This window comes from Serratia sp. PAMC26656, assembly GCF_016469055.2.
GTDB classification, from domain to species: domain Bacteria; phylum Pseudomonadota; class Gammaproteobacteria; order Enterobacterales; family Enterobacteriaceae; genus Serratia; species Serratia plymuthica.
In genome coordinates, this window is the sequence record NZ_CP150486.1 from 3,238,535 (window position 1) to 3,263,946 (window position 25,412).

Here is a 25,412-nt window from a genome sequence, read left to right on the forward strand (position 1 = left end):
GGGGGGAAACCCCCGGTTTTTTTATTTGTGGAGTTGAAAGATGTCACTGACCGATGGCGTATTGCTGATTTTTACCGCGCTGATGCTGCTGTATGCGATTTACGACGAATTCGGCATGAACCTGCTGAAGGGCAAAACGCGGCTTAAAGTGCAACTAAAACGCCGCAACCGGATCGACTGCCTGATTTTTGTCGGCCTGATTGCCATTTTGATTTACCGAAACGTCACCACTAACGGCGCAATATTGACCACCTACCTGCTTATTTCTTTAGCACTGATCGCCGTCTACATTTCCTATATTCGCTGGCCAAAGATGTTGTTTAAAACGCAGGGTTTCTTTTATGCCAACACCTTCATTGAATATAACCGCATTAAAGCCATGAATTTATCCGAAGATGGCATCCTGGTCATCGATCTGGAGCAGCGCCGGTTGCTCATTCAGGTTACGCAATTAGACGATCTGGAGAGGATTTATCACTTTTTCGTTGAAAATCAATAAACAAATAACACATTAGCTTTTACGCCCACCGCTAACACGCGCTGTATATGGATAATTAATCAACAACCCCAGCGCTTATCCGTTTATTATTTACGCAACATTGTTGCATCAGCCTACATTATATTCCCTCTTGCAATTCTTTAATGAAAACAATTCTCAATTCCAACAAGAATATTCTCAAGTAATTAAGGTTGTCGTCGTCAGAAATATTATGGTATGGTTGCGCCGTCATTGGGGAGTAGCCGGTTTCTGGGCAATAAAACGCCAGAAACGCCCGTATCAACATACTCGTTTCGGACTCTGAAACGTGGTGCGGGCAGCCAGGTAAGGTTGGCGAGACCATAGACACGTAACTCCGTCGTATGGTTGGGGGTGGGTTACGTGTATATGGAGCCGCCCGGCCGAGGCTATTTAACATGAATATTTCCGCTACACTCATTCTCGCTTTTGGCATGTCTATGGATGCGTTCGCCGCGTCGATCGGCAAAGGTGCCAGCCTGCATCAACCCCGTTTTCGTGAAGCCCTGCGTACCGGACTTATCTTCGGTGTGGTCGAAGCCATTACGCCGATCATCGGCTGGGCAATCGGCCTGTTCGCCAGCCAATACATCATGGAGTGGGATCACTGGGTAGCCTTCTCGCTGCTGTTTATTCTCGGTACGCGCATGATTGTCGAAGGCATCAGAAACCGGCCGGACGAAGTGGAAAAAGTGAAGCGCCACGGCTTCTGGCTGTTGGTGGCCACCGCTATCGCCACCAGCCTTGATGCCATGGCGATCGGCGTTGGCCTGGCCTTCCTGCAGGTCAATATTGTGCATACTGCCATGGCCATCGGCATGGCCACCATGATTATGGCAACGCTGGGTATGATGATTGGCCGCTTTATCGGGCCGCTGTTGGGCAAACGCGCAGAGATCATCGGCGGCGTGGTGTTGATCGGTATCGGCATCAATATTCTGCTGGAGCATTTGGGCTATCTCGCCTGATTGTCGCTGAACGCAAAAAACCTGCCAATGGCAGGTTTTTTCGTTTCTGGCATAAGCATTCACCTTAGCTATCGCCCGGTCGGTTGTCGCTCTCCTGCGCGCGCGGCAAACCTGATCGCCAATCCCCATAGAACAGCCGTGAGCAACGACAAGCCTATCGCACCGCACACGGCAAACTTGATCCCGCTTTCCAGCGGATGAAATACCGTCATTAGCGCGCCAAAAATCGCCACGCCAAACGCGGAGCCGCTTTGCCTACCGGCATTGAGCACACCGGCTGCAATGCCCGCCCGTTCACTCGCCACCTCATTCAACAACGCCGCCGTGGCCGCAGGCGTAATGATCCCAGCCGCCAGGCCAAGCAAAGGGAAACACAGTGCAATACGCCAATAAGGCGGGCTTTCAGCCAGCGCCAGCAAACCACCAAAACCCAGCGCATACAGCAGCAAACTCCAATAAACTACCCACCCCGCGCCGAACGCCTGAACCAGACGGCCGGAAACAAAGCTGCCCAGCGTGACCATAATGGTCAGGGGAAGAAATGCCAGGCCGGACTGCAGCGGCGACCAACCCCGTACCTCTTGAAAATAAAGATTCAGCAGAAAGAACGCCCCGTAAAACACCAACGCAGAAACCAGCGAAACCCATGCCGAGGCGGAAAAAACCGCGCTGCGGAAAAGTGTCGGCGGCAGCATCGGCTGCCGGCCTCGTCGCTCTATCACTACAAACATCAGCCAGCTCAAGGCAGCCACGGCGATACCGCCCAACACCCAGCCAGAGTCCCAGCCAAGCTGGGCGCCTTCAATCAACAAGGCCACCGAAGTGGCTAGCGCCACAATCACCGTCCCCTGCCCGGCGTAGTCCATCTGGCGCAAGGACAGTGACGGGCGAACGGCCGCAATACGCAGAGTAAGCCCTATTCCCAACACGATCACCGGGATATTGATCCAAAACAGGCTGCGCCAGCCCAGCAGTTGGATCAGCACGCCACCGGCCAGCGGCCCCGCCGCCATCGCCACGCCGCCGCATCCGGCCCATACCCCAATGGCACCCGCCCGCTGTTTCGCCTCGGGGAAGGCCGCGTTAATCAGCGTTAAGGAACTGGGTACCAGCAAAGCGGCCCCAACACCTTGCAATAGTCTGGCGGCGACCAGTACGGGTAATGCCCCCGCCAACCCGCAAAGGGCAGAAGCGCAGGCAAAGATCGCCAACCCAGCAAGGTAGACTTGCCGTCCGCCTAACCTGTCGCCCAACGTCCCGCCACTGAGCAACAGGCTGGCGAACGCCAACGTATAGGCGTTCACTACCCACTGCAGGCCGGTAATCCCGGTCCCCAGATCGGCGGCGATCGGTGGCAAGGCGACGTTAACGATCGACGTATCCAGGATGACAATGACATAGCTGAGGCTGGTCGCCATCAGTACTCGTTTTTGTTGTTGATTCAAGCTTGCCACTCGTTACGGATCCAGGCTGATGAAACAGGCATTGACTATAAACCGCTATTAGCCTGGAATACTTCGAAGCATATCGAAGTGTGTATTGAGCGATGAAAACATCGCCTGCTATCGATAAAGGAGAAACTCGTGGGCCAACATAATATTGCATCCGTTGCGCATCTGATCGCCGAACCGGTACGGGCGGTGATGTTGATCACGCTGGCCGACGGCAACGCGCTATCGGCCAGTGCGCTTGCGGAGACGGCAGGCGTCACCCCGCAAACCGCCAGCTCGCATCTGGCAAAGTTGTTGGGCGGCGGCCTGCTTAGCGTCGAACGGATTGGGCGCTATCGCTATTACCGTCTCTCGGGGCCGCACGTTTCGCATCTGCTGGAAAGTCTGGCGTCGATCGGGCCGGTAACGCCGGCCTGGCGCAATACGCCCAACCGTTCTGCGCGTGAGATGCGTTTCGCGCGCTGCTGTTATGATCATCTGGCCGGGAAAGTCGGCGTCGCTGTAACGCGCAGCCTGCTGAAACAAGGGCTAATCGTCGAAAATGGCGCATGCGAATATGTGCTGACGCCGGCCGGCGCTAATTGGTTACAGGCGTTGGGCGTTGAGGCGGCCACAGTCGAGCCAGAGGGGATTGGCAAAGGCCGCCAATGTCTGGACTGGACCGAGCGGCAATATCACCTCGCCGGGCCGCTGGCGGCTTATCTGCTGGACGCGTTTTGCCATTGGGGCTGGCTGCAGCGTTTGCCGGCAACCCGGGCGCTCAGAGTAACCCCACAGGGCTGGACGGCGTTGAAAACGCACCTCGCCGTTGAGCGCGCAGATCTGGGGGATGATTCGGTCAATGGCGAAGCGGCATATCCGGTGGTTTAATCGGCTTGACGACGGTACAGGCCTATAACGAAATCCGTTTCACAGGCGAATGTTTCGCTGGCACTCAGGCGCTGTTGCACCTCTGGAGAAGCCCGCCAGGCGAAAGGCGTCATCTGCAGCAGGTTGGCCGCCTGCTCGCCCGGCAGCGTCATCGGGTACGCCAGTGTCTCGAGCCGCTCACAGTCAAACCCCGTCAGTTGCTCATCGGATTCCGCGTGCAGTTGCACCTGCTGATAAACCTGTTCTTTCAGTTGATACAGATGGCGCGGGCCAGGTGATACCGTCACTACCACGCCGCCGGGTTTGACCACCCGTGCCAGCTCTTCGGCTTTGCACGGCGCGTAAATGCGCAGGATCGCGTCCAAAGAACGGTCGGCAAAGGGTAAACGGTGGCTGGACGCCACGCAGAATGGCACCGCAGGGTAGCGCTTGGCCGCATAGCGGATCGCCACTTTGGCAACATCCAGCCCATAAACGGTGATGTCGCGCGGCGCCAAACGTGCCGCCACTTCAGCGGTGTAATAGCCTTCGCCACAGCCAATATCCAGCAGCGCCTGCGCCTCGCTCCCCAATGCCTGCTCCAGCAGTTCCGCCACCCGTTGCTGCAGCGGTCGATAAAATCCGGCGCCGAGAAAAGCGCGCCGCGCCTGCATCATTTCCGCGCTGTCTCCCGGCTGCTTCGAGCGTTTATGCTGCACAGGCAGCAGATTGACATAGCCTTCTTTGGCACAGTCAAACTGATGGTTGGCATCGCAACGCCATTGCAGGTGAGAAAGAAGAAGCGGCTGGTGACACAGAGGGCACTGATAAGACATGGTTGGATTCCAGAGAGATACGGCGCAGGTAGTCTAAAGAAGGCTTCCGCACGATGCAAGGCAGGCCTAGCCAACGGGTAAAAAAGCTGGCTACACTGACGATATGTTTTCTGACGCAGGCAAAGACGTTATATGACCGACTACTCCCCGCTTCTCAGCACCGTTCCGGCCATTCAGCACGGTTTCGGCCACAAAAGTGCCCTGCTGCCCGGCCACCTGCAACCCTATCGCGCCACGCTGCCGGAAAAAAAACAGGTGCACGGAACCCGCATCGTCGACATTCATCATGCGGCCCAAATTTGCGGTGAAGCCGACGGTTTCTACACCACCCAACCCGGCATTTTGCTCAGCGTATTGACGGCAGATTGCCTGCCGGTCATTTTCAGCCGCAATGACGGCTCGGCCATTGCGGCCGTGCATGCCGGCTGGCGCGGCTTGCTGGATGGCATTCTTGAGCAATTGGCGGCGCGTATCAGCCGCGATGACTCAACGGAAAACTGGGTGGCCGCCATCGGCCCGGCTGCCGGCCCGTGCTGTTATGAGGTGAACGAAGAGCTGGTTGCGCGCTTTAAACAGCAGTTGCCGCTGCCTGCCGCCTTGATCAGTCCAAGCTATCGCCACCTGGATCTGGCCGCCATCGCCGAATACAAACTCAGCGAACTGGGATTTGCCGCCGTTGATCGCGCCGGGAGTTGCACCATCTGCACGCCGAATACCGACTCGCGGCACCCGCAGCGCTTTAAATACACCAGCTACCGCCGCAACAGCCACCGGCGCGAGCAGGATCCTGGGCACCCAGGCATTACCGGCCGCAATCAGTACGCGGGTATTATTATCGCCGGCTGAGCGCAGACACGAAAAAGCCCGCACGAAGGCGGGCTTTTTGTACAGCTGACGCTGATTAGATAGCAGTAACGTTCACTGCAGATGGGCCTTTCTGGCCATCTTGGATTTCGAACTCAACGTTCTGGCCTTCAGCCAGGGTTTTGAAGCCGTTACCCTGGATTGCAGAGAAGTGTACGAACACGTCTTTGCTGCCGTCAGCTGGGGTGATGAAACCGAAACCTTTAGACTCGTTGAACCACTTAACTTGACCTTTGATCTTTGCCATCTTGAGTATTTCCTTTGGATTGTTTAAACCGCCCGTAGGCGTTACATAGACAAACTAGAGTCGTTACTGCTTGAGGCACTAAGATAAGGATCGGCAGAGAAGCGGTATTCAACGCTAACGTCTTTACTCAGAACTTCTTTACTGAAAATGCCACACATATACAGAACTGTACCTCGTTTTACCCAGATGCGTTATCACATACTCTGTATTCGATGGCAAGCCATTTTTAATCACTGATGGACCTGTCGCACATATTTGAAACGGTCGATAGCAACATAAGCTTAAATAGGCTAAAAGATGTTGAAGCCTTAGCTATTTTCTGCTTAACGCTCACACCGCGCTACACTCCGCAGCCTGACTGAATTTTAACAATTCTTTCATCCGATCGCTCCTCTGCGATACAACATATAACCGCCATCGGGCGCTTAGAACGTTAAAAAATTTGAATCTTTATGGAATTTCTTATACAACATTTGAATATCGATGAACGGGTGCCTTTGATCTCCAACTCATCAGACCACCAAGCTGCCATCTGGATGGCCCAACGCCGGTGCCGCCGCCTGTCTGATAACCTTTCCGTCGCCGGAGAAAATAATACCGATGCTAATTATTAATATTAGTGATCGTGAATACCCTTTGCACAATCGGATCCCCGGAAAAAAACAAATGGCGCTGCCGCTTTAAGGTGCATAAGCATGCAACGGGGGAATTTACGCACCATCATTGTGCATAACCGGATAAATATCCTGCTGACGACGGGATTAAATAACGGCAATAACCCTGACATCCGTGAGAATGTATAACCGAATTAAATCTTAAAAAGACAGGGGGTATTTACTCTGCCGATAAAGCCAACTCGTGGGTCTAATTATTTTGTCTTTTTGCGCACCTCGCTATTTACACCCACTCATCAGGCCCGGCACCGGATAACGCTCTCCGCCGTTCCCCCGGATAACGGCAGCCCGCAACCGGGCGGCCTTGCAGGCGGTTCAATCCGAAAAGCCGTCCCTCACGGGACGGAAGTTACCCCTTAAGAGTTAGAATCAAGTGCAATGCGCTCGCCAATTTTGATGGGCAAGAACTGATGCCGCTCTATTCCGGCAGAACTCAACGCCAGATTTAATTGCTGTGGCGGTTCATCCAACGACTCATCGGCCAATTCAAAAACGCCCCAATGAATCGGAATAACCCGCGGCGAATTTAATTGCTGATACAACGTCACCGACTGCTGCGGATCCATATGTTGTTCCTGCATGAACCAACGCGGTGCATAAGCGCCTATCGGCAACGCCGCCACGTCAAACGGCCCCAGGCGCGCGCCAATATCCGCCAGCCGCTCCGAATAACCGCTGTCGCCAGAAAAATAGAAACGCAGTGCCGGATGATGAATAACCCAGCCGCACCACAAAGAGCGGTTGCGATCCCACAAGGTACGCATGCTCCAGTGGCGCGCCGGCGTACAGTGGAACGTTAACTCGCCCAATGACAGACTGTCCCACCAGTCCAGTTCCTCCACACGCTTGAGGCGATAACGCCGAAACCAGTTTTTTAACCCCAGAGGCACGATAAAGGTCGCGTTGGGAAAACGTTGCGCCAGTTGGCGCACAGTGCGCCGATCAAGGTGGTCATAATGGTTGTGAGAAATCAACACCACATCCACCGCCGGTAATTGTTGCACCGTCAAGGGCGGCGGCGTTTTGCGTTTAGGACCGTAGAAACTCAGCGGAGATGCGCGTTGCGAAAGCACCGGATCGATCAGGATATAGCGGCTATCCAGACGCAGCAGCATCGAAGCGTGCCCCAGCCACCAGATGCTGTCATCGCTGCCGCTGAGGTCGGCAGGCTGCCACCAGCGCTGGGTAAACTGCTGATACCCCAACTGCGGCGGTTTGGGCAACCCTTGCTGCTTGCGCTCATTCTGCCAGCGTCTCAGATCCCCTTCCTGACGCTGAGTCGGTTCCGGATTGCGAAACCCTTCCGGAGTGTGATGCGCTTTAGCGGCATCATAGTAACGATTGGTTCTCTTCATCCTGCTGTTCTCCCGACCACTGCGGACACCCTGCACGGGCACTGTCGCCAGCTTAACAAGATAGCCTGCTACCGCGCTTTGTGAACCGTGCGCAAACGCGACTGACCTTTTCGCGTATTTTGTTGTCACAGTCCCTATGAGCATGCCAGGGCCATAAAGAGCCTGTTAAGCATCTCTTAAGATCTTTATGATTTACTTATAGGACATTCAGAAAAGGAGAAGTTATGAGCCGTTCTACATCACGCAAATCACGTGTTCGTATGGGCCGTATCCGTAGCGCGATGCGGTCACAGAGGCAGTATTGGAAAATGTACGCGGCGATGAAGCTCCGCCGGGTGAGAGTGCCGGCACCTCTGGTGCTGTTGTTTGGCGCGCTGGTGAGTTTTTTCATGTTAGGCGTGCTGATGCTTAGCGTGGTCGCTATCGATATCGTCACCACCCTGTTCCTGCTGTGCAGGAAGCTGTTGGGGCTGGGCCGCGGCAATCAGGGCACTGCCTTTATGCCACGTAGCTAGAGCCTGAACCGGAGGCGCGCAAGGCGCCTCCGTTATAGATTAACCCCGCACTTTGGCACCTTTACGGCGCGTCAGCATAAAACCCACCCACAACAGCAGGATCCATACCGGCATCAGCAGTACGGAGATGCGGATCCCCTCGCTGAAATACATGATCACCAGAATCAGGCTGAGAAACGCCAGGCACAGGTAGTTGCCAAACGGATACCACAACGCCTTGAAGCTCGGGATCACCCCCTGGCGGTTTTTCGCCGCACGGAACTTCAGGTGCGCCAGGCAAATCATCACCCAGTTAATCACCAGCGTAGACACCACCAGCGCCATCAGCAGCTCAAACGCCTTGCCGGGCATCACGTAGTTGATCAACACGCCGACAGAGGTCACCAGCGCCGACAGCGCAATGGACAGCACCGGTACGCCGCGCTTATTCACCCGGGTCAACATCTTCGGCGCATTCCCCTGCGTCGCCAAGCCAAACAGCATGCGGCTGTTGGCATAGACTCCGCTGTTATACACCGACAGCGCCGCCGTCAGCACCACCACGTTAAGAAGGGTCGCCACCAGACTGCTGTTCAGCGCGTGGAAAATCATCACAAACGGGCTGCCGCCTTCCACTACCTTGTCCCATGGGTAGAGAGAAAGCAGTACGGTCAGTGAGCCGATATAAAAAATCAGGATGCGGTACACCACCTGGTTGGTGGCTTTCGGAATGCTGCGGCGCGGATCGGCGGCTTCCGCTGCCGTGATGCCGACCATCTCCAGCCCACCGAATGAAAACATGATCACCGCCATCGCCATGACCAGCCCTTCTATGCCGTGCGGCATAAAGCCCCCCTGCTCCCACAGGTTGCCGAAACTGGCTTGCGGGCCGCCATTTCCGCTGGCCAACAGCCAAGCGCCGAAGACGATCATGCCGACAATCGCCACCACCTTGATGATGGCGAACCAGAACTCCGTTTCGCCATACAGGCGCACGTTGACCAGGTTGATCAGATTAATCAGCACAAAAAATACCGCAGCGGAGACCCAGGTCGGAATGTCCGGCCACCAATACTGAATATAAATCCCTACGGCGGTTAACTCGGCCATGCCGACCAGAATGAACATGGCCCAATAGTTCCAGCCGGAAAGGAAACCGGCGAAATCGCCCCAGTATTTATAGGCAAAGTGGCTGAATGAGCCCGCGACCGGCTCTTCAACCACCATTTCACCCAGTTGGCGCATAATCAGAAAAGCGATAACGCCACCGATTGCGTAGCCCAGCAGCACGGAAGGACCGGCCATTTTAATGGTCTGCGCGATGCCGAGAAACAAACCGGTGCCAATGGCGCCCCCAAGGGCGATGAGTTGTATATGTCTGTTTTTTAAACCGCGTTTTAGCGGAGTATCCTGTTGCTGACCGCCCATCTTACCCTCATATGGCGTTGAACCTCGTCGCTTTTGCACAAGATTTCGCCAATCAATAAATGTATCTGCGGGCGGCTTTTTAACACTTAACCCCGGGAGCATCAAGGAGAAGCACCCCGGTAACAAGGACCTGGATGCTATTTCATGCAAAGAATGGCGCCGGAATGGCTGGGATTCAGCCTGGCAGGCCGCATAACTTGGTCAGATTGCGTGCGCCAATCATCAGCGTCGCGACGTAGGACTGGCGACGCGTGACCACTTCCACTGCCACGCGATCGTTTTGATATTTTATCAGGTAGGTTGAGGGCCAGCCCTGTCGGCGCTGCCCAAAGCTTTCGGCATGACGATCGATTGCCGCATGGGCAATCACCAGATGAGACAAGTTTTTATCACCTTTAATAATTCGCTTCATAAACAGGCTCCGCCAGAGACAGTTCTGTTGTCATAAAAAGGGAAAAATCATCAGTATTTCTGGTGGTTCAACGGGCCATCTCGGTGGTTTGCTGGCTCAGCAGGAAACAGATCATCGCGGCGCGCAATGGGCTGTTGCTGTCTGCCTGCCACTCACCGCTCTGGGTGATCATGCGGGCCTGCCACAACGGGTTATCACTTTGGCCGTCAGCATTCAAACTGATTTTATTGGCGCAGATAATCGGCCAGGCATCGGAGGGATTCTTGCAATAATCTTTACCTTTCACGCCGCCATAAGGATACCATTTTTCCGGGTTTTCTCCGGTGATCAACGCAATGCTGCGGTTCACCTCGGCGTCGCTTTCTTCATACCATTTAATCATCGGCTTCATCCATCTTTCGTAAGGTTGGCGCTACATTACGATGCCAATACGACAGATTTATGACAAAACGACGGCTTTTCATATTATCCATACTAATGTTTTTTCATCTTTATATTCCCCATTAGGATGATTACACTTTTTACCTGTTTCTTTGCCCGGAAATTATCGCCATGTTGAGCGGCCTTAACCACTTGACGCTCGCGGTACGTGACGTCAACCGCAGTTTCGATTTCTACACCCGTCTGTTGGGATTCATCCCGCATGCGCGCTGGCAAAATGGCGCCTACCTGTCCCTTGGCGAACTGTGGTTGTGTCTGTCATGGGACAGTTCGCGAGCGGTGGACACACCGGGCGACTATACCCATTACGCATTCAGCGTGACGGAGGAAAATTTTGCACCCGCCGCATTAAAGCTACGCCAGGCAGGAGTAAAAGAGTGGAAAAACAATCGCAGCGAGGGGGAATCACTGTATTTTCTCGATCCCGACGGGCATCAGTTAGAAATTCACGGTGGCGATCTGGCCAGTCGTCTGGCAGCATGCCGTGCTCAACCTTATCAGGGGATGGAGTTTTTCTGAGGAAGGTGGGTGGCACAAAGTGTGTGAAGCGCCACCCGGCAGGCATCTGATTAACGTTCGGGGATAAAACCCTTGAAATCCAACGCCGGGCTGAGATCGTCATCGTCCGCCACGCTGCCGCCGCGAGCGCTTTGCGCCAGGCTCTTCAGTAACGCCGTTTGCTGGCGCTGCTGCTCGGCGATTTCCTGCAACAGGCGAATCTGTTCATTGGCACGCACGCTGGCGCGGTTCACCAGGAACCAGCCCCATAATCCCACCAGCAGCGCCAACGCTGCGATGGCCAACGAAACCAGGCTATTTGGACCAAAACCTAAATCGTACATGGACAACCCTATCTACTGCTAAAATCAGGCGGACATCTTAGCACTCCGGGTATGGGCACGAACATCTCCGCAGAAAATTGTTGCGCACCACCGCGCACCTCACCAGGGAACAAAACGAGTGATTGAACAAATTCCCAACGCAAACCTCTCCCCCTCGTCACAATAACTGTCCAGTGCCAGCAGATAAAAAAACAAACAGGCAGCCAGAGCCGCAATTATCACGAGGATTTTTTTTCGCAACAAATTTTAGCAGCCTCATTGTTATCTTGGTAATTGGTTTCTCAGCCTATCACGGCTAACTTAAACGAAGTTTAACCGGTCGTTTAGAAATCTCACCTGGGTTTATTTTTCAGAATGTTACCGTTGCGCCCTGCTCTGGCTCGTGGCTATATCGCTACGACAATCAATAACAGGAGTCAAAATGGGCAAACTGATTAAGTGGATCGTAGCGCTGGCGGTGCTGTATGGCGCATTTCTGTTTTCGGGGTACGGGGTGCTTATCGGCAGCAATCAAAACGTCGGAGGGCTGGGGTTGCAGTGTAAATACCTGACGGCGCGGAATGTGGTGATAGCGCAGTATCTGCACGGTGACAACGGCGTGATTGGCATTGCCGACTGCCCGCTGTTCAAAAAGATCGAAACGGTGGTGGATTGATCACCACCGTCCGAAACCGCCGTCAAACGGCGGTTTCACATCAATTACGCGTGAATTTCATCTCAATCAAAGCAATCGCTTTTTCAATAGCCCGCCGCGTCACCGGATCGGCGCCGGCAGGATGGGTGGAAAAATCGATGCTTTTCAACTGACTTGCCATTTTGTCCCGCACCTCGGTAGGTGCGATAACGTCAATGACATCCAGAATTTGTTTGATGACCAGTTGGCAGGCGACCAGATCGGATGCCAATTCCTGGTCGTTGCTCAGCATGTCGGACATAGTGACTTTCCTTCTTAGTTCAGACGCCGCACAGAATACCATGCCGCCTGCCGCTTTTCCGCCCCCCTGCCGTTTGCCGCTGAATTTTCAGCGCTAATGCGCATTGACCATCAAAACGCCCTGCCGAATTGGCCTATACTTGGGCTTGAGCGTTGCGCTTGGCGGCGCATTGCAAATCCTAACCTGACGGGAGAACGTAATGGCAAACCACAATGTGAAATCCTGGGCAACAGTGCGCGAAACTTCGGTTGAAATTGCCGAGGCGATTTTTGAGCTGGCGAAAAACGACGAGATATTGGCGCAAAAAATCTGGGAGGAAGGCAGTGACAAAGCGCTGGAAATGGCCTTCGCAAAAACCAGTGCCGATCAGCTGTACTGGGGCGAAGAAACCGTAGAACGCAAAAACGTCTGATCGGGCATTATCAACAAAAAGCCTAGATGAACGATGCCCAGTGCATTTCAGGCTGCAGCCAAAACGCGCAGGCTTGAAACACGACGGGTATGAACATCCAGGCTTTTTCGGTAGTCTGTCACATCCCACAGCGGGTTATATTGTGGCCTGATATCACGGCTCTTCACCTCCCACACCTTCCGCATTATTCATTCTCATCACCGGTGTCACCATAAAAGCGGCAACGCCCACGATTACAACCAGAGTAATAATCACTGTCATTAACATGCGATCACCCCATCAACGCTGAGTTGTTACGGCTGACTCTGTCTAGGCGGTTTATTTCCTGCGGCCTGAACCACTTTAGTATCAGCGGTAACAGGCAATCTCAGATTAGCCGTTTTTCCTTCCGGCTGACAAGCCACCTGATGATGGTTTTTCCGAATAATTTCGCCCTGGAGCTGGTGGGCTTTTTGTCCGGGGCGGCAAGTTGTGTATACTTCACCGCTATGTAGATCTCACACAGACGCACTGATGATACAAGAACATCACCTCTCATTGGTCTGCGCCCTCAGTAAATGGGTCGAAACTCACCTAGGTAGAGTGATCCATCTCGAAGAGCTGGCCGAGTACTCCGGCTACTCCCTGTGGCACATGCAGAAGCTGTTCAAAGAAGCGACCGGGATTTCGCTGGGCAAGTATATCCGCGAACGCCGCCTGGCCGGTGCGGTTTATCAATTGCGCAGCAGTGACGCTACCATTTTTGACATTGCACTGGATTTTGGTTTTGGCTCGCAGTCACATTTTACTTATATGTTCAGAAAACGGTTCAACATTACGCCTTATGATTTCCGCCAGGATTTAAGCGTAGATTTGCACATCGCCCCGCCGTTGCACGTCATCCATCAAAAAACTGCCTGACCGCTCTCCCGCCGTACCCAGCGGCGGGCTAATGGGCCCAAATAACCACCAATATGGCAATCAACGCAGGGAGCGCCTGGACCTTAAGAATTTTACGGCTCGCCGTCAGGCCGCCGAAGATGCCCGCCACCAGCACGCAGCCGAGGAAAAACAGTTGCACCGTCGGGTCAGCACGCCAGACTCCCCATGCCAGCCCGGCAGCCAGGAAACCGTTATACAACCCCTGGTTAGCGGCCAGCACGCGCGTTGCAGCCGCAAATTCCGCCGTAGTGGCGAACACACGTCTGCCGGTCGGCATCTGCCACAGGAACATTTCCAGGATCAGGATATACAGATGAATCGCGGCTATGAATATCACGATAACATTAGAAAAAATTACCATTATATTTATCAAGGTTAATTAAGGGATCGGTTTAATAAGTATAACTGCATTCAAAAAGTTGCGAATAATCAAACATAAAAAAACCCGCCGCAGCGGGTCTATTACCTAATCATTCGGTGTTAGCTTAGCGCAACAACCAGCATAGCTGCGATAGAGATCCAAAAAGCCGCCGTTGCAATAACAACATGGGATAATCTTGCACGATAGAGTACTTGGCTCATAATGACCTCACAGGCTTCTGACTAGCGGTTAGATAACAACACTTCTTGAAAGATATCTTAATCCACTGCTCCGACCAATTATTTGCGCCAGATCACTATTTACCAGATAAACTATATTCGATCTAAAACATGGACTTTCGATCACATTAATTCAGCGTTAATAGAAAGAAATGAATAAGATCATCCCGCCGTTATAGCCAGAGGGCATCAAACTTCGCTCCAGGGCAGGTGTGGTGCGGTCATACGCGGCCCGCTATAACCACTCACATCCGGAAAACGGCTATTCCCCTGCTCCCAGTCATGCTGCGCCTGGGTAATATCTTGCTTACTGTGGCCGACAAAGTTCCACCAAATGAGAATCTCTTCGTTTAATGGTACCCCGCCGATTAATAATGCCCGGCTGCCCTTCTTGGCATTTAACCCGATTTGGTTAATATTCATCCCTAAATAGGCGAACTCATCAGGTGAAAATTTTTCATCATTAACCTCAATTGCACCAACAAGGGGCAAAAAACCTATTTCATAGTCTTCCCGCAAGGGTAAAGGTAAATAGCCGTCGCTCTGCCACTCCAAATCAATGGCGATTAATGGCGAAAAAGTAAACACCGGAGAACGGTATTCCTCAAACTCCCCCACCAGCAAAGTATGTCTAACCCCATTTCGTTCCCAGGACGGCAAGTCGGGATAATGATCGAAGCGCGGCGCCATATCGGCATCGTCGGCAGGGAGAGCAATCCACAGCTGCGCGGCATGTAAACGCCGCTCTTCTCCCGTTGACTGTTCGGTATGGGCGATACCGCGCCCTGCCGTCATCAGATTGACCTGGCCCGGACGAATCACCTGCTCGCTACCCAGGCTGTCGCGATGCAGCACCTCTCCTTCAATCATCCAGGTAAAGGTTTGCAAGCCAATATGCGGGTGCGGACCCACGTTCATACCTTTAGAGGAGCCGCTGAAGACCGAAGGTCCGGCATGGTCGAGAAAGCACCAGGCGCCCACGGTACGGCGTTCGCGGGTAGGTAAGGCACGATTGATCGGGATACCGCCGACTTCGGCATTGCGTGCGGTAATGCGTTGTATCTGACGCACACCTTCGACCGTAGGGCAGTCACGGGAAGAAGAAGAATGGGTTGGGCGGGAGTTGCTCATAGTAACGCCTCCAGAACGGCACACAGGTTGAATTAATGGCAAAGCCAGCTTATCACACAGCTGGCGGCCTCAATGCAACCTGGGAGGCGGAGTGCGTCAGGACGTCTTGATATAGCAGCCTTTTACATCAACTTCGTCACGTGCATGCTTCAAGTCGGAGAAATACGTCACACCAAAGAGTATCGATACGACCAGCAACACGGAAACCAGCAGGCCGATAACAGCCAGCAGTTTGGTTTCATCGTGGAGATTATGCTCCATTTTATCTCCTGTACAGAACGACATCATGTCAGCCACAGGGTGACTGACAGCGTAAAGATGATCAGGGAGCAGGACGCGATCGCCAACACAATGATGGCAAACTGCGCATCTCCCAGAGTTTCACGGTAGTTTTTGTCTTGTGAGGCATTACGTTGTTCTTTCACAAAATCTATCTTAACTCATCACGCGTAAACGCTACTGTTATGGGATGGTCGATAAAAACTCGCTACTGCGGTTTTCTTAGATTCTGCGTCAACGCCATTCGGACCTCAATAGTGGCAAGACGCTATCAACTTTCCTCGCCAGGGTCAACATCCCCCGGGAGCTGAGGCGGTGGTGAGTATAAAACATTCACAACTTTTATTAAAAGTAAAAAATAATCAGTAAAACTGATAGTAAATGCGATAAAAAAAGCCCGATATCACATCGGGCTCCTGGATATCTTATCTTCTTTACTGCGGAATGCGCAGAACCTGTCCTGGATAAATCTTGTCCGGACTGGACAGCATGGGTTTGTTCGCTTCGAAGATCTTGTTGTACAGATTGGCGTTACCGTACACCTCTTTCGACACCGCGCTCAGCGTGTCGCCCTTCTTCACGGTATAGAAACGGCTCTCGGCTTCAGATTGTGCAACAGACACCTTATCTTCCACACCGCTGATACCCGCCACGTTACCGATCGCCACCAGGATTTTTTCTTTCAGTTCCTGGCTGACGGCGTCCCCGGTCACCACGGCTTTGCCATCCACCACCTGCACGTCGACCTTATCGGCACCCGGCAGCCCGATTTTATCCAGATGCTCCTTCAGTTTGGCACTTTGGTCTTCGGCAGTCGCATTGCCGGTCACTGTGTCCCACAGTTTTTCGCCAGCTTCTTTGACGAAGTTAAACAAGCCCATATTCACTCCTTTCGATGGTTACAATGTTGCGTTCACTTAAGGCTTGTTAAGCTTAGCACTGCAAAACGGATATTCAATTGCTCCTGCGGCATTCAGCCGTTGGAGTAATCCGAAAGTGCACCCTTTTGTTGCCAATCCATCACTTTGCACCGATTCTCGGGCTGAAAGCCCCCCGTTTTTACCTACAATAAAGGTATGGAGAGATTTGGGTAGAGGACGAAAGACGCTATGTACGCACTGGTGATGTTTGTATGTTATCTGGATGGCGGCTGCGCCGATATCGTGGTTGACGTGCTGCGCAATGAACCTCAGTGTCTGGTCGTCATGAAGGAACAAAATCTGCGCCACGCCGGGTGTTTTCCGGTGGAAGATTTTATCGATGGTTTCTGGCTGCCTGCCAGTGAATATGCGCCGTTGTAGAGCGGCCGTCCATTTTTCCGCTACTTACCTCTGAGGAATTTCTGAATTCATCGGAAAAGTGGTGTATCTGCGATATTTTATCCCGCCGCTTTGCTAAATTGCTTCACCCGAACGATATGGAGACGGCGTCATGCCCGTATCTGCTCTCTCAGACGAATATTATGAAACCCTGTTACGCGATGTCAGCCTGGTGCTCGGTGGCGCGGTGATCCAACTGATCAATCTCAACAAGAAAGTGTCCGGCAATAATATTCTGGCCCATTTGGTCACCGAGATTGAACATGAGAAAAATCAGCAGCGCTTTGAAACCCTGCGCTCCGCTATTGAAGTCGTGGGCCTGGCAGCCAAAGGATAGTGTCCCAAATAAAGAAGGCAGAGCTTGCGCCCTGCCTTTTGACCGTTATCCCGACACAGGATGAAGGTAATAGCGTTGAAACTTAGAAACGATAAGTCAGGTTGACCGCGACGATATCGTCTGTGCTCAGTTTCAGCTTGTTGTCGTCATTCAGCTGGTTGATTTTGTAATCAACATAGGTGTACATGTTTTTGTTGAAGTAGTAAGTCGCGCCCACTTCCACGTATTTCACCAGATCGACATCGCCAAGCCCTTCGATATCCTTGCCTTTGGACTGCACGTAAGCCAGAGAAGGACGCAGGCCGTTTTCAAACTGGTACTGAGCGACCATTTCGAAGTTCTGAGTTTTGTTGGCGAAGCCAGACACGCCGTTGCCGCTGATTGGCGTCATGTTGCGGGTTTCCGCATACATTGCCGCCAGGTAAACCTGATTGGCGTCGTATTTAACCGCAGTGGTCCAGGCCGTCGCGCTGTCGCCTTTGCCGTACTGCAGTTTCTTTTGATCGCTGGTGCGGTTCGAGTCAGAGAATGCCGCCGCCACACCGATACCTGAGCCGCCGATATCCTGGTAATCCAATGACAGACCGTAGCCGTCACCGTTCTGCTTGGTCACGCTGCGACTGTCGCCGTCGTTTTTGCCCTGGTACTGTACTGCCAGGTTCAGGCCTTCCACCAGACCGAAGAAGTCACGGTTACGGTAAGTCGCCAAGCCGTTGGAACGCGCGGTCATGTAGTTGTCGGTGTAGCTGTAGCTGTCGCCACCGAATTCCGGCAGCATGTCGGTGTAGGCTTCCGCGTCGTACACCACGCCGTAGTTACGACCGTAGTCGAATGAACCGTAGTTGGCGAACTTCAGACCGGCAAAGCCCAGACGGGTTTTGGTGCCAGTAGTGCCCTGCGCTTCGTCGTGGTTGGCCTGGACATTATATTCCCACTGGCCGTAACCGGTCAGTTGGTCATTGATTTGCGTTTCGCCTTTGAAACCCAGACGGACATAAGTCTTGTCGCCATCTTCAGATTTATCATCGCTGAAAACATGTTTGGCGGAAACGCGACCGTACAGGTCAAGTTTATTGCCATCCTTATTATAAATTTCAGCCGCGTTGGCAAAGGAGGTCATTGCCGCAAGGGCAACAGCTAAGGCTAATACACTGCGATTCATCATTTATTTTCCTAGATATTATAATTAAAAACCTGCCCATCACGCCCAATTTATGATTTGGGCTGTGATCTTTATCATTTAGTATTTTATGAGCGCCCCTAATCAGGGGCCATGTGACATTAGCATCATGAATCCAAACTTCAAAAGAAAAAGTTCATAAAATACCGTGGGTAAAGCATGTTTATTTGTAACTTAATATTACAAACAAAGCCAGCATCAAATCATTGATTAATATTGATATTTGACACATAACATATAACCAAATTGGTGCATTGCACTCATTTAGTGCAAATCACTTTCTTTTTGCCTACTTTCTAAACGATACGTAAATAACATGAAACTTAGCGTGGTTACTAATAACGTTACTTATTTCACATTTTTATCTGAACAAAGTCGCTGCGTTGATTTAGACCATTACCCGAGTTTTAATCAGATCTTTTACGGGTTCTCATAGTCAATACGATTCAAACCGTCAAAACAGTAATACCGGGGGAAATTAAATTTAAGAAATGGCAACAGTGAATAGCGGATATATAAACAGAAGGGAATGAACAAATACCACAGAATAATACACCAGATTAATTCCAGGTTGCAGCTGACAATGCTACAACCTGGCGCATACCGCAAATGAAAACCGCCACATGGCTGACAGATTAATACAGCGTGCTACGCGGCACCTCAGTCAACACCATACCTGCACGCAGCCCAAGCGCCACGCCAGGATTGGGGAACAAAATCCACTCGCTGGCATGTTGAACCCGGTACTCCTCACCCGGTTGTTCGCACAACAAAGTGCCCTGCTTAAGCTCGGTAAAGTTGGCGGTGTCGTCGCTAAGGTGCAGCCTGAAATCCTCGCTTCGCTTAATCAACGACTGTTCTACGCGGAACAGGCGCAGCGCCTCACCCGGCCGCAAAGGTAAAGGCTCAGCGCTCACCACCCCCTGCAACGCACGGTTAATGGCGGCAAACTGTTGCAGATCGTTGCTGCCGAAGGGTTTCGCCTTGCCCAGCTCCAACGTACAACTTGCGGCGTCGGCGTGCTCGCTGGAAAAATGGCTAAAGGTGCCGCCAGGCGCACTGTGGATCACCAGCGCGTCAAGATCGGCGGCATCCAGCACTCCCAGCATCTCCGCACTGTAAGGCCGCGTCTGGAAGGGCAGAATGCCAAAACGCGGCAGCCGCGATTCACGTATCGCCGTGTGCAGATCATAATGGAAACGCGCGGCCTCTTCCCCGTCGAAAAACGCCGTTATCACCTGCTCCAGCTGCTGCGCCCGCGCGGTTTCACCGCTGTGGTTAAACTCGCGATAGCGGCCGCCGAACATGCGGTTCATGTCACTGTGCAGATAACGTTTACCTGCGCGTATCGCCGCCGGGTTACCCAGCACCACCAACAGCCGCACCGCCAGCGGCCTTTCGCCCGCCAACAACGCATTGACCAATTGGTTCAGCAGTTCAATCGGTGCCGTTTCATTACCGTGGATCCCGGCGGAAAGCACCACCGCCTGCCGGTAAGCCTGGTGTGGGGTGATTTCCAACAGGCCTTCCCCCTGCCAGCGCCAATGCACATTCAGGTTATCACCCTGCTGGTTGGTCGGGGCTTGCCCCGCCAGCGTCAGGGCCAGCAAATCAAACATGGCAGCTCCGTCTATTGTTGGAAAGGATAAACCGAGCCCAGCCCGAGGATAGACGTCAACGCGTCCAGCGCATCGCGCCCCTCGCGCAGCAACTGCGGATCGGCCAAATCGTTTTGCGTCAGCCGATCGCGGTAATAGCAGTCGACCCACTCATTGAGCGTAACGAATAGCGTATCGTTCATCATCGCGCGCGGATTCACAGCCCGCAGTTCCTGTTCATTCAGCGCCACACGCAGTCTCAGGCACGCCGGCCCGCCGCCGTTACGCATGCTCTCACGCAGATCGAATACCTTGATTTCATCGATCGGCCCGCCGCCGGTCACCATCTCGCTCAGATAGCGCCACACACCGCCATGCTGGCGTGACTCTTCCGGCACCACAATCATCATCTTGCCGTCAGGTTTGGTTAAAATCTGGCTGTTGAACAGATAGGTCGATACCGCATCCGCCACCGAGACCTGCGCCGTCGGCACCTCAATCGCCGTCAGTTCGCAGTCCAGCGTCGCCATCTTGCGGCGCACCTCGTCCAGCGCTTGCTGCTGCTGATGAAACGCCTGCTGATGATGGAACAGCACGTTCTGGTTACTGACCGCAATCACATCGTTATGAAACACGCCCTGGTCGATCACCGCCGGGTTTTGCTGCACAAACACGGTGTGCTGCTCATCCAGTTGATGCAGACGAGCAATCGCCTCGCCAGCCTCACGCGTCTGGCGTGCCGGGTAGCGTGTCGGAGCGGTTTCGCCACCGAACTCCTGGCGCCCATAGACAAACATCTGCACGCTGCGTTTGCCATAGTCGCCGCCCAGCCGGTTGTGGTTGGCCGCGCCTTCGTCGCCAAACAACGCCACCTGCGGCAAGGCTTCGTGATGGGCGAAATGGCGTTCATCGTTGAAAATCGCGCGCAGCACGCCGGAAGTGGTCTCGGCCTCAATCGCACGATGGAATTTATTGTTCAGGTTGGCGGCGGTGAAATGCACCTTGCCATCTTTACTGTCCGCGGAAGGCGAAACCGTCGCCGCATTGGCGGTCCACATGCAGGAGGCCGAACTGAGCGCCGACAACAAACGTGGTGACTGACGCATCGCCTGCGCCAATACGGCCTCATCGCTGCCGCTGAAGCCCAGTTTGCGCAGCATCGGCACATGCGGCCGCTCCTGCGGTGGCAAAACGCCCTGCTGGAAGCCAAGATCGGCCAGCGCCTTCATCTTCAGCAACCCCTGCTTGGCCGCCAGTTTCGGGTTGGACACGCTGTTTTGGTGCTGCGTAGAGGCTTCATTACCAAACGATAATCCGGCGTAATGATGGGTCAGGCCCACCAGACCATCGAAATTGACTTCATATCCTGACATGCTGTTCTCCCGGGCCGAGCAAGCTCGGCCCTATTCAAAAAACATACCCTATAAATTTCGCGTTGGCCGCTCAAGCCGCGTCCCTGCGCTCAAAGGTCGGCTAACCTGTAATGCCCCCCCACCGGCCTCAAATTTAGGGTGTATCGGTCTTAAACGACAGTCCTGGCGACAGACTTGCCGGCAGCGTCAAACTTTCGCTTTCCAGCGACGCCATTGGCCAGGCGCAGTAATCCGCCGCGTAATAGGCGCTTGGGCGGTGGTTGCCCGAGGCGCCCACGCCGCCGAACGGTGCGGCACTGGAGGCACCGGTCAACGGCTTGTTCCAGTTGACGATACCGGCACGCGCTTCCAAAAGCAGTTGATCAAATCGCTCACGTTGCGGCGACACCAGGCCGACAGACAGGCCATAGCGCGTCTGGTTGGCGATGCGCAACGCCTCGTCAAAGTCGTTATAGCGAATGACGGTGGTCAGCGGGCCGAAATATTCTTCATCCGGCACGTCTCGTACGCCAGTCACATCAATAATGCCGGGGCTGAGCAGCGCACTGCCGCTTTCCAGCCGCTGCATGGTCAGCAAGGCTTTGCCACCCAAAGACAACAAATGATGCTGCGCCGCCAGCATTTTTTCCGCCGCAGCAGGAGAGATCACCCCACCCATGAACGGCTGCGGTTCAGCATCCCAGCGACCGACGCGCAGAGCGCTCGCCACCTGCACCAAACGTTCAATAAAGGCATCGCCCTCGCTGCCGCGTTTCACCAGAATGCGGCGCGAACAGGTGCAACGCTGGCCGGCGGAGATAAACGCCGACTGAATCGCCAGATTAACCGCCGCATCGCGATCGTCAATCTGATCGACAATCAACGCGTTGTTGCCGCCCATTTCCAACGCCAGCATCTTTTCAGGCTGCCCCGCCAATTGGCGATGCAGGTGATAACCGGTCCCTGCGCTGCCGGTAAACAGCAGACCGTCGATATCTGCACTGGCGGCCAGCGCTTCGCCGGTTTCACGTCCGCCCTGCACCAGGTTGATCACCCCGTTTGGCAAACCGGCCTGTTGCCACAGCTTCAGCGTTTCCTCGGCGGTCAGCGGCGTCAACTCGCTAGGTTTAAAGACCACCGTATTACCCGCCAACAGGGCCGGCACAATGTGGCCATTCGGCAAATGGCCCGGGAAGTTATAAGGCCCGAATACCGCCAGCACGCCATGCGGCCGGTGGCGCAGCACCGAAGCGCCGTCCGCCATCGCGGTTTCACTGATGCCGGTGCGTGCCTGGTAAGCCTGCAGGGAAATCGCCACTTTGCCGATCATCGCCTGCACTTCAGTCAGCGTTTCCCAGCGCGGTTTGCTGGTTTCACGGCTGATCACCGCCGCCAAATCCTGTTTATGCTCTTCCAGCAGGGCAGCAAAACGCTTTACTAACTGCTCACGCTGTTCAAACGGGGTACGGGCCCAGGCCGGGAACGCGGCGCGAGCAGCCTCGCAAGCGGCGGCAACATCACTGCCATCGGCGGCATTGGCCTGCCACAGCGTCTGGTTGTCGACCGGATCGGCCTTGCCGAATTCAGCGCCCCGGCCCTGTTGCCAGGTGCCGTTAATAAACAGTGCAGGATGTGACATTAGGCTTTCTCCTTTGAAATAAGGGGGATGACCCGCACCAAGCTGCCTTGCTCAACGCCCAGCGCCGCAGCGGTTTCCGCATTGAGATGCAGACGCTCGTCATACAGATCGGCATTGACCAGCAGTGCGCGGTAGGACTGATAATGATCGTTGGCCACCAGAAGAGCCGGCGCATCGGCGCGCATTGGCGTCTCGTCCAGCACCACTTTCACCGTGCGGCTCTCTTTGACCGCACGGATATGGTCGATTTCCGCTTCCAGCGTCGGGCCGCCGTCGAAGATATCGACATAGCCCTGATAGCGCAGGCCCTCAGATTCCAGCACCCGGCGGGCAGGAACGGTCTGTGGGTGCACTTGGCCAATCACCTTCTGCGCATCCTCAGCCAGGAAATCGACATACAGCGGGTGTTTCGGCATCAGCTCGGCGATAAACGCCTTCTGTCCGGTACCGCTCAGGTAGTCCGCCTTGGCGAACTCGATGGAAAAGAAATGGTTTCCGACGCTCTCCCAGAACGGCGAACGGCCCTCTTCGTCGGAGAAACCGCGCATTTCGGCAATCAGCCGCGCGGAAAAACGCTCACGGAAAGCGGCGATAAACAGGAAACGCACTTTCGACAACAGCTTGCCGTTTTCGCCGTGACGGTAGTCCGGATCGAGGAACAGCGTACACAGCTCGGAATGGCCGGTGTGATCGTTACTGAGAAACAGCGTCGGCACCGATTTATAGACGTTCAACTGTTTGGACGCGTGCACCTGGGTACCGACGCGAAAGCTGTACCAGGGTTCAGTCAGCCCAACAGCCACTTCAATCGCGCAAACCCCTACCGCCTGCTGCCGCTCGCTGTCCTCCAGCACAAACAGATAGCACTGCTCGCCGCGTGGAAGTTCGCCTTGCCAGGTTTTTAACGCCCGCTCAATGCGCGCCGACAACGTATCTTCATCTTGCGGCAGGGAAGTGAGACCGATGCCGGATTTACCGGCAAGCGTCAGTAAATCAGCCAAATCGCGACGCTCTATAGGGCGAATAATCATCATAATGCGAACCTCGTCAGAATCAGGCTGCGCCGGTTAAGGCGCAGCCTGTGTATTAGCTGCAAATCCGCGCCACAGCACGCGCGAATCGCGCCAGCCCCTCTTTCACATCCTGCTCTGGAATGATCAGTGAAGGGGTGAAACGCACCACATCCGGGCCGGCGATCAGTGCAATCACGCCCTCTTCGTTGGCCAGTTGGGTGATCTGTTTTGCCTTGCCGGCATAATCCTTATTCAACTGGCAACCAATCAGCAGGCCGCCGCCGCGAATTTCAGAGAAAATCGGGTATTGCCGGTTAATCTTGTTCAAGCCGTCGATAAACCACTGGTGGCGCTGCTTCACCCCTTCCAGCACCTCTGGCGTGTTGATGATCGAAAACACCGCGCCCGCCACCGCCGTCGCCAGCGGGTTGCCGCCGTAGGTGGTGCCGTGGGTGCCTACGCTCAGGGTTTTGGCCAATGCGTCGGTGGTCAGCATGGCGCCAATCGGGAAGCCGCCGCCCAGCGCTTTCGCGGTGGTCAGCACGTCCGGCACGACGCCGTATTGCATGTAGGCATACAGATGACCGGTACGGCCCACGCCGGTTTGCACTTCGTCGAAAATCAGCAACGCATCGTGGCGATCGCACAGCTCACGCAGGCCCTGCAGGAAAGCGGCATCGGCCGGCAGCACGCCGCCTTCGCCCTGAATCGGCTCCACAATCACCGCGCAGGTCTGGTCGTTGATCAGCTCAGCCGCGGCAGCCAGATCGTTAAACGCCGTGTGGCTGATACCGCCCGGCAGCGGCGCAAAATCTTTTGAATACTTCGGCTGGCCGCCGGCAGACACGGTGAACAGCGTCCGGCCGTGGAAAGCGTTATTGAACGCCACAATCTGGTTCTTGCCGGCGTTGCCGTTGTCCAACGCACGTTTACGCGCCAGCTTCAGCGCCGCTTCGTTGGCTTCCGCCCCGGAGTTGCAGAAAAACACCTTGTCGGCAAAGGTGGCGTCAATCAGCTGTTTTGCCAACAGCAGTACCGGTTCGTTGGTATAGCCGTTGCCCAGATGCCACAGTTTCCCCGCCTGCTCCACCAGCGCCGCCTTCACCGCAGGATGCGCATGCCCCAACGCATTCACCGCGATGCCGCCGGCAAAATCGATGTAAGACTTACCCTGCTGGTCCCAGACCTGTGACCCCTCACCCCGAACCAGAATAAAATCAGCGGGGGCATAAACCGGGACCATCCAGTCGTCGAAAGACTGGCGGGTAACTGCGATTGGCTGTTCCATAATGACCTCATAACCTCAGCAAAGGCTGAA

At 54.2% G+C, this 25,412-nt stretch carries 33 protein-coding genes and 1 riboswitch; of the genes, 11 read left to right on the forward strand and 22 right to left on the reverse strand.

Translation table 11 applies throughout. The features are described from left to right. Positions 1-40 precede the first annotated feature (40 nt). Positions 41-499: a DUF986 family protein gene (locus tag JEM67_RS16375; protein WP_013813365.1), complete on the forward strand. Its 459-nt coding sequence runs from the start codon at positions 41-43 to the stop codon at positions 497-499. A 221-nt stretch (positions 500-720) separates the two neighbouring features. Further along, positions 721-904: riboswitch (yybP-ykoY riboswitch) on the forward strand. Between the two features lie 11 nt (positions 905-915). Next, positions 916-1,485 carry a manganese efflux pump MntP gene (gene mntP, locus JEM67_RS16380; RefSeq protein WP_013813366.1) on the forward strand — a complete coding sequence of 190 codons (570 nt, stop codon included), beginning with the start codon at positions 916-918 and terminating at the stop codon, positions 1,483-1,485. Positions 1,486-1,553: 68 nt separating this feature from the next. Here mntP and JEM67_RS16385 read toward each other — a convergent pair whose 3' ends face one another. Beyond that, on the reverse strand, positions 1,554-2,939 hold the full coding sequence (locus tag JEM67_RS16385; RefSeq protein WP_199634912.1) for an MFS transporter: 1,386 nt from the start codon (positions 2,937-2,939) through the stop codon (positions 1,554-1,556). Positions 2,940-3,068: 129 nt separating this feature from the next. Between JEM67_RS16385 and JEM67_RS16390 the strand changes: the two genes are divergently transcribed. After that, positions 3,069-3,806, forward strand: a complete 738-nt coding sequence (locus tag JEM67_RS16390; protein ID WP_199634911.1) for an ArsR/SmtB family transcription factor — start codon at positions 3,069-3,071, stop codon at positions 3,804-3,806. Here the strand turns inward: JEM67_RS16390 and rlmA are convergent. Further along, positions 3,803-4,621: a 23S rRNA (guanine(745)-N(1))-methyltransferase gene (rlmA, locus tag JEM67_RS16395; protein WP_199634910.1), complete on the reverse strand. Its 819-nt coding sequence runs from the start codon at positions 4,619-4,621 to the stop codon at positions 3,803-3,805. The two genes, JEM67_RS16390 and rlmA, sit on opposite strands and share 4 nt — an antisense overlap. Positions 4,622-4,753: 132 nt before the next feature. Between rlmA and pgeF the strand changes: the two genes are divergently transcribed. Further along, the gene (gene pgeF / locus JEM67_RS16400; RefSeq protein ID WP_199634909.1) at positions 4,754-5,467 is read left to right on the forward strand and encodes a peptidoglycan editing factor PgeF; all 714 of its coding nucleotides are present in this window, start codon (positions 4,754-4,756) and stop codon (positions 5,465-5,467) included. A gap of 55 nt (positions 5,468-5,522) precedes the next feature. On the opposite strand, the gene cspE is transcribed toward pgeF, so the two are convergent. The 3 genes from cspE to JEM67_RS16415 all read right to left on the reverse strand — a co-directional run bounded on the left by cspE (position 5,523) and on the right by JEM67_RS16415 (position 7,761). Then, positions 5,523-5,732, reverse strand: coding sequence for a transcription antiterminator/RNA stability regulator CspE (cspE, locus tag JEM67_RS16405; protein ID WP_002221949.1), 210 nt, complete (start codon positions 5,730-5,732; stop codon positions 5,523-5,525). Between the two features lie 41 nt (positions 5,733-5,773). Next, the gene (locus JEM67_RS16410) at positions 5,774-5,890 is read right to left on the reverse strand and encodes a DUF2627 domain-containing protein (protein ID WP_002211058.1); all 117 of its coding nucleotides are present in this window, start codon (positions 5,888-5,890) and stop codon (positions 5,774-5,776) included. A gap of 872 nt (positions 5,891-6,762) precedes the next feature. Next, a complete protein-coding gene (locus JEM67_RS16415; RefSeq protein WP_199634908.1) occupies positions 6,763-7,761 on the reverse strand; it encodes an MBL fold metallo-hydrolase in 999 nt (332 codons plus the stop codon). A 224-nt stretch (positions 7,762-7,985) separates the two neighbouring features. On the opposite strand from JEM67_RS16415, the gene JEM67_RS16420 reads away from it, so the two are divergent. Further along, positions 7,986-8,276: a hypothetical protein gene (locus tag JEM67_RS16420; RefSeq protein WP_199634907.1), complete on the forward strand. Its 291-nt coding sequence runs from the start codon at positions 7,986-7,988 to the stop codon at positions 8,274-8,276. A gap of 39 nt (positions 8,277-8,315) precedes the next feature. On the opposite strand, the gene JEM67_RS16425 is transcribed toward JEM67_RS16420, so the two are convergent. The 3 genes from JEM67_RS16425 to JEM67_RS16435 form a co-directional block, all read right to left on the reverse strand. Then, positions 8,316-9,683 (reverse strand): amino acid permease, encoded by a 1,368-nt coding sequence (locus JEM67_RS16425; protein ID WP_199634906.1) that lies wholly within the window; start codon positions 9,681-9,683, stop codon positions 8,316-8,318. 175 nt (positions 9,684-9,858) lie between these two features. Further along, positions 9,859-10,095 (reverse strand): DUF4060 family protein, encoded by a 237-nt coding sequence (locus JEM67_RS16430; protein ID WP_004945669.1) that lies wholly within the window; start codon positions 10,093-10,095, stop codon positions 9,859-9,861. A 67-nt stretch (positions 10,096-10,162) separates the two neighbouring features. Then, the gene (locus JEM67_RS16435) at positions 10,163-10,477 is read right to left on the reverse strand and encodes a phage protein NinX family protein (protein WP_013813373.1); all 315 of its coding nucleotides are present in this window, start codon (positions 10,475-10,477) and stop codon (positions 10,163-10,165) included. Between the two features lie 170 nt (positions 10,478-10,647). Between JEM67_RS16435 and fos the strand changes: the two genes are divergently transcribed. Continuing rightward, a complete protein-coding gene (fos, locus tag JEM67_RS16440; protein ID WP_013813374.1) occupies positions 10,648-11,055 on the forward strand; it encodes a fosfomycin resistance glutathione transferase in 408 nt (135 codons plus the stop codon). Positions 11,056-11,105: 50 nt separating this feature from the next. Here fos and JEM67_RS16445 read toward each other — a convergent pair whose 3' ends face one another. Continuing rightward, complete coding sequence (locus JEM67_RS16445) at positions 11,106-11,378, reverse strand: YebO family protein (RefSeq protein ID WP_199634905.1); 273 nt, start codon at positions 11,376-11,378, stop codon at positions 11,106-11,108. 99 nt (positions 11,379-11,477) lie between these two features. Then, the gene (locus JEM67_RS16450) at positions 11,478-11,621 is read right to left on the reverse strand and encodes a PhoP/PhoQ regulator MgrB (protein WP_006325944.1); all 144 of its coding nucleotides are present in this window, start codon (positions 11,619-11,621) and stop codon (positions 11,478-11,480) included. A gap of 178 nt (positions 11,622-11,799) precedes the next feature. Between JEM67_RS16450 and JEM67_RS16455 the strand changes: the two genes are divergently transcribed. Continuing rightward, entirely contained in the window at positions 11,800-12,033 is a 234-nt protein-coding gene (locus tag JEM67_RS16455; protein WP_013813376.1) for a YobH family protein, read from the forward strand. Positions 12,034-12,073: 40 nt separating this feature from the next. Here the strand turns inward: JEM67_RS16455 and JEM67_RS16460 are convergent, their stop codons facing one another. Next, positions 12,074-12,313, reverse strand: coding sequence for a DUF2766 family protein (locus JEM67_RS16460; protein WP_004945684.1), 240 nt, complete (start codon positions 12,311-12,313; stop codon positions 12,074-12,076). A gap of 199 nt (positions 12,314-12,512) precedes the next feature. Between JEM67_RS16460 and JEM67_RS16465 the strand changes: the two genes are divergently transcribed. Next, entirely contained in the window at positions 12,513-12,725 is a 213-nt protein-coding gene (locus tag JEM67_RS16465; RefSeq protein ID WP_013813377.1) for a YccJ family protein, read from the forward strand. A gap of 513 nt (positions 12,726-13,238) precedes the next feature. After that, positions 13,239-13,625, forward strand: coding sequence for a helix-turn-helix domain-containing protein (locus tag JEM67_RS16470; protein WP_013813378.1), 387 nt, complete (start codon positions 13,239-13,241; stop codon positions 13,623-13,625). 28 nt (positions 13,626-13,653) lie between these two features. Here JEM67_RS16470 and JEM67_RS16475 read toward each other — a convergent pair whose 3' ends face one another. The 5 genes from JEM67_RS16475 to lysM form a co-directional block, all read right to left on the reverse strand. Then, positions 13,654-14,007: a DUF1304 domain-containing protein gene (locus JEM67_RS16475; RefSeq protein ID WP_199634904.1), complete on the reverse strand. Its 354-nt coding sequence runs from the start codon at positions 14,005-14,007 to the stop codon at positions 13,654-13,656. Positions 14,008-14,435: 428 nt separating this feature from the next. After that, entirely contained in the window at positions 14,436-15,377 is a 942-nt protein-coding gene (locus tag JEM67_RS16480) for a pirin family protein (RefSeq protein ID WP_199634903.1), read from the reverse strand. 96 nt (positions 15,378-15,473) lie between these two features. After that, entirely contained in the window at positions 15,474-15,638 is a 165-nt protein-coding gene (locus tag JEM67_RS16485) for a hypothetical protein (RefSeq protein ID WP_169800866.1), read from the reverse strand. 23 nt (positions 15,639-15,661) lie between these two features. Further along, positions 15,662-15,802, reverse strand: coding sequence for a hypothetical protein (locus tag JEM67_RS16490; RefSeq protein WP_004945701.1), 141 nt, complete (start codon positions 15,800-15,802; stop codon positions 15,662-15,664). Positions 15,803-16,090: 288 nt separating this feature from the next. After that, entirely contained in the window at positions 16,091-16,537 is a 447-nt protein-coding gene (lysM, locus tag JEM67_RS16495; protein ID WP_004945703.1) for a peptidoglycan-binding protein LysM, read from the reverse strand. Positions 16,538-16,765: 228 nt separating this feature from the next. On the opposite strand from lysM, the gene JEM67_RS16500 reads away from it, so the two are divergent. Together JEM67_RS16500 and JEM67_RS16505 are read left to right on the forward strand one after the other, a co-directional pair. Then, positions 16,766-16,957, forward strand: coding sequence for a YebW family protein (locus JEM67_RS16500; protein ID WP_006325949.1), 192 nt, complete (start codon positions 16,766-16,768; stop codon positions 16,955-16,957). Positions 16,958-17,087: 130 nt separating this feature from the next. Then, positions 17,088-17,312 (forward strand): biofilm development regulator YmgB/AriR family protein, encoded by a 225-nt coding sequence (locus JEM67_RS16505; protein WP_199634902.1) that lies wholly within the window; start codon positions 17,088-17,090, stop codon positions 17,310-17,312. 82 nt (positions 17,313-17,394) lie between these two features. On the opposite strand, the gene JEM67_RS16510 is transcribed toward JEM67_RS16505, so the two are convergent. The 6 genes from JEM67_RS16510 to JEM67_RS16535 form a co-directional block, all read right to left on the reverse strand. After that, the gene (locus JEM67_RS16510; protein ID WP_304621735.1) at positions 17,395-18,477 is read right to left on the reverse strand and encodes a porin; all 1,083 of its coding nucleotides are present in this window, start codon (positions 18,475-18,477) and stop codon (positions 17,395-17,397) included. 650 nt (positions 18,478-19,127) lie between these two features. After that, on the reverse strand, positions 19,128-20,111 hold the full coding sequence (gene astE, locus JEM67_RS16515) for a succinylglutamate desuccinylase (RefSeq protein WP_013813384.1): 984 nt from the start codon (positions 20,109-20,111) through the stop codon (positions 19,128-19,130). Positions 20,112-20,122: 11 nt separating this feature from the next. After that, complete coding sequence (gene astB / locus JEM67_RS16520) at positions 20,123-21,463, reverse strand: N-succinylarginine dihydrolase (protein WP_199634901.1); 1,341 nt, start codon at positions 21,461-21,463, stop codon at positions 20,123-20,125. Between the two features lie 133 nt (positions 21,464-21,596). Beyond that, a complete protein-coding gene (astD, locus tag JEM67_RS16525; protein WP_199634900.1) occupies positions 21,597-23,081 on the reverse strand; it encodes a succinylglutamate-semialdehyde dehydrogenase in 1,485 nt (494 codons plus the stop codon). Next, positions 23,081-24,115 (reverse strand): arginine N-succinyltransferase, encoded by a 1,035-nt coding sequence (gene astA, locus JEM67_RS16530; RefSeq protein ID WP_013813387.1) that lies wholly within the window; start codon positions 24,113-24,115, stop codon positions 23,081-23,083. Before astA ends, astD begins: the two co-directional genes overlap by 1 nt. 52 nt (positions 24,116-24,167) lie before the next feature. Beyond that, positions 24,168-25,382: an aspartate aminotransferase family protein gene (locus JEM67_RS16535; RefSeq protein ID WP_126528244.1), complete on the reverse strand. Its 1,215-nt coding sequence runs from the start codon at positions 25,380-25,382 to the stop codon at positions 24,168-24,170. Positions 25,383-25,412: the final 30 nt, after the last annotated feature.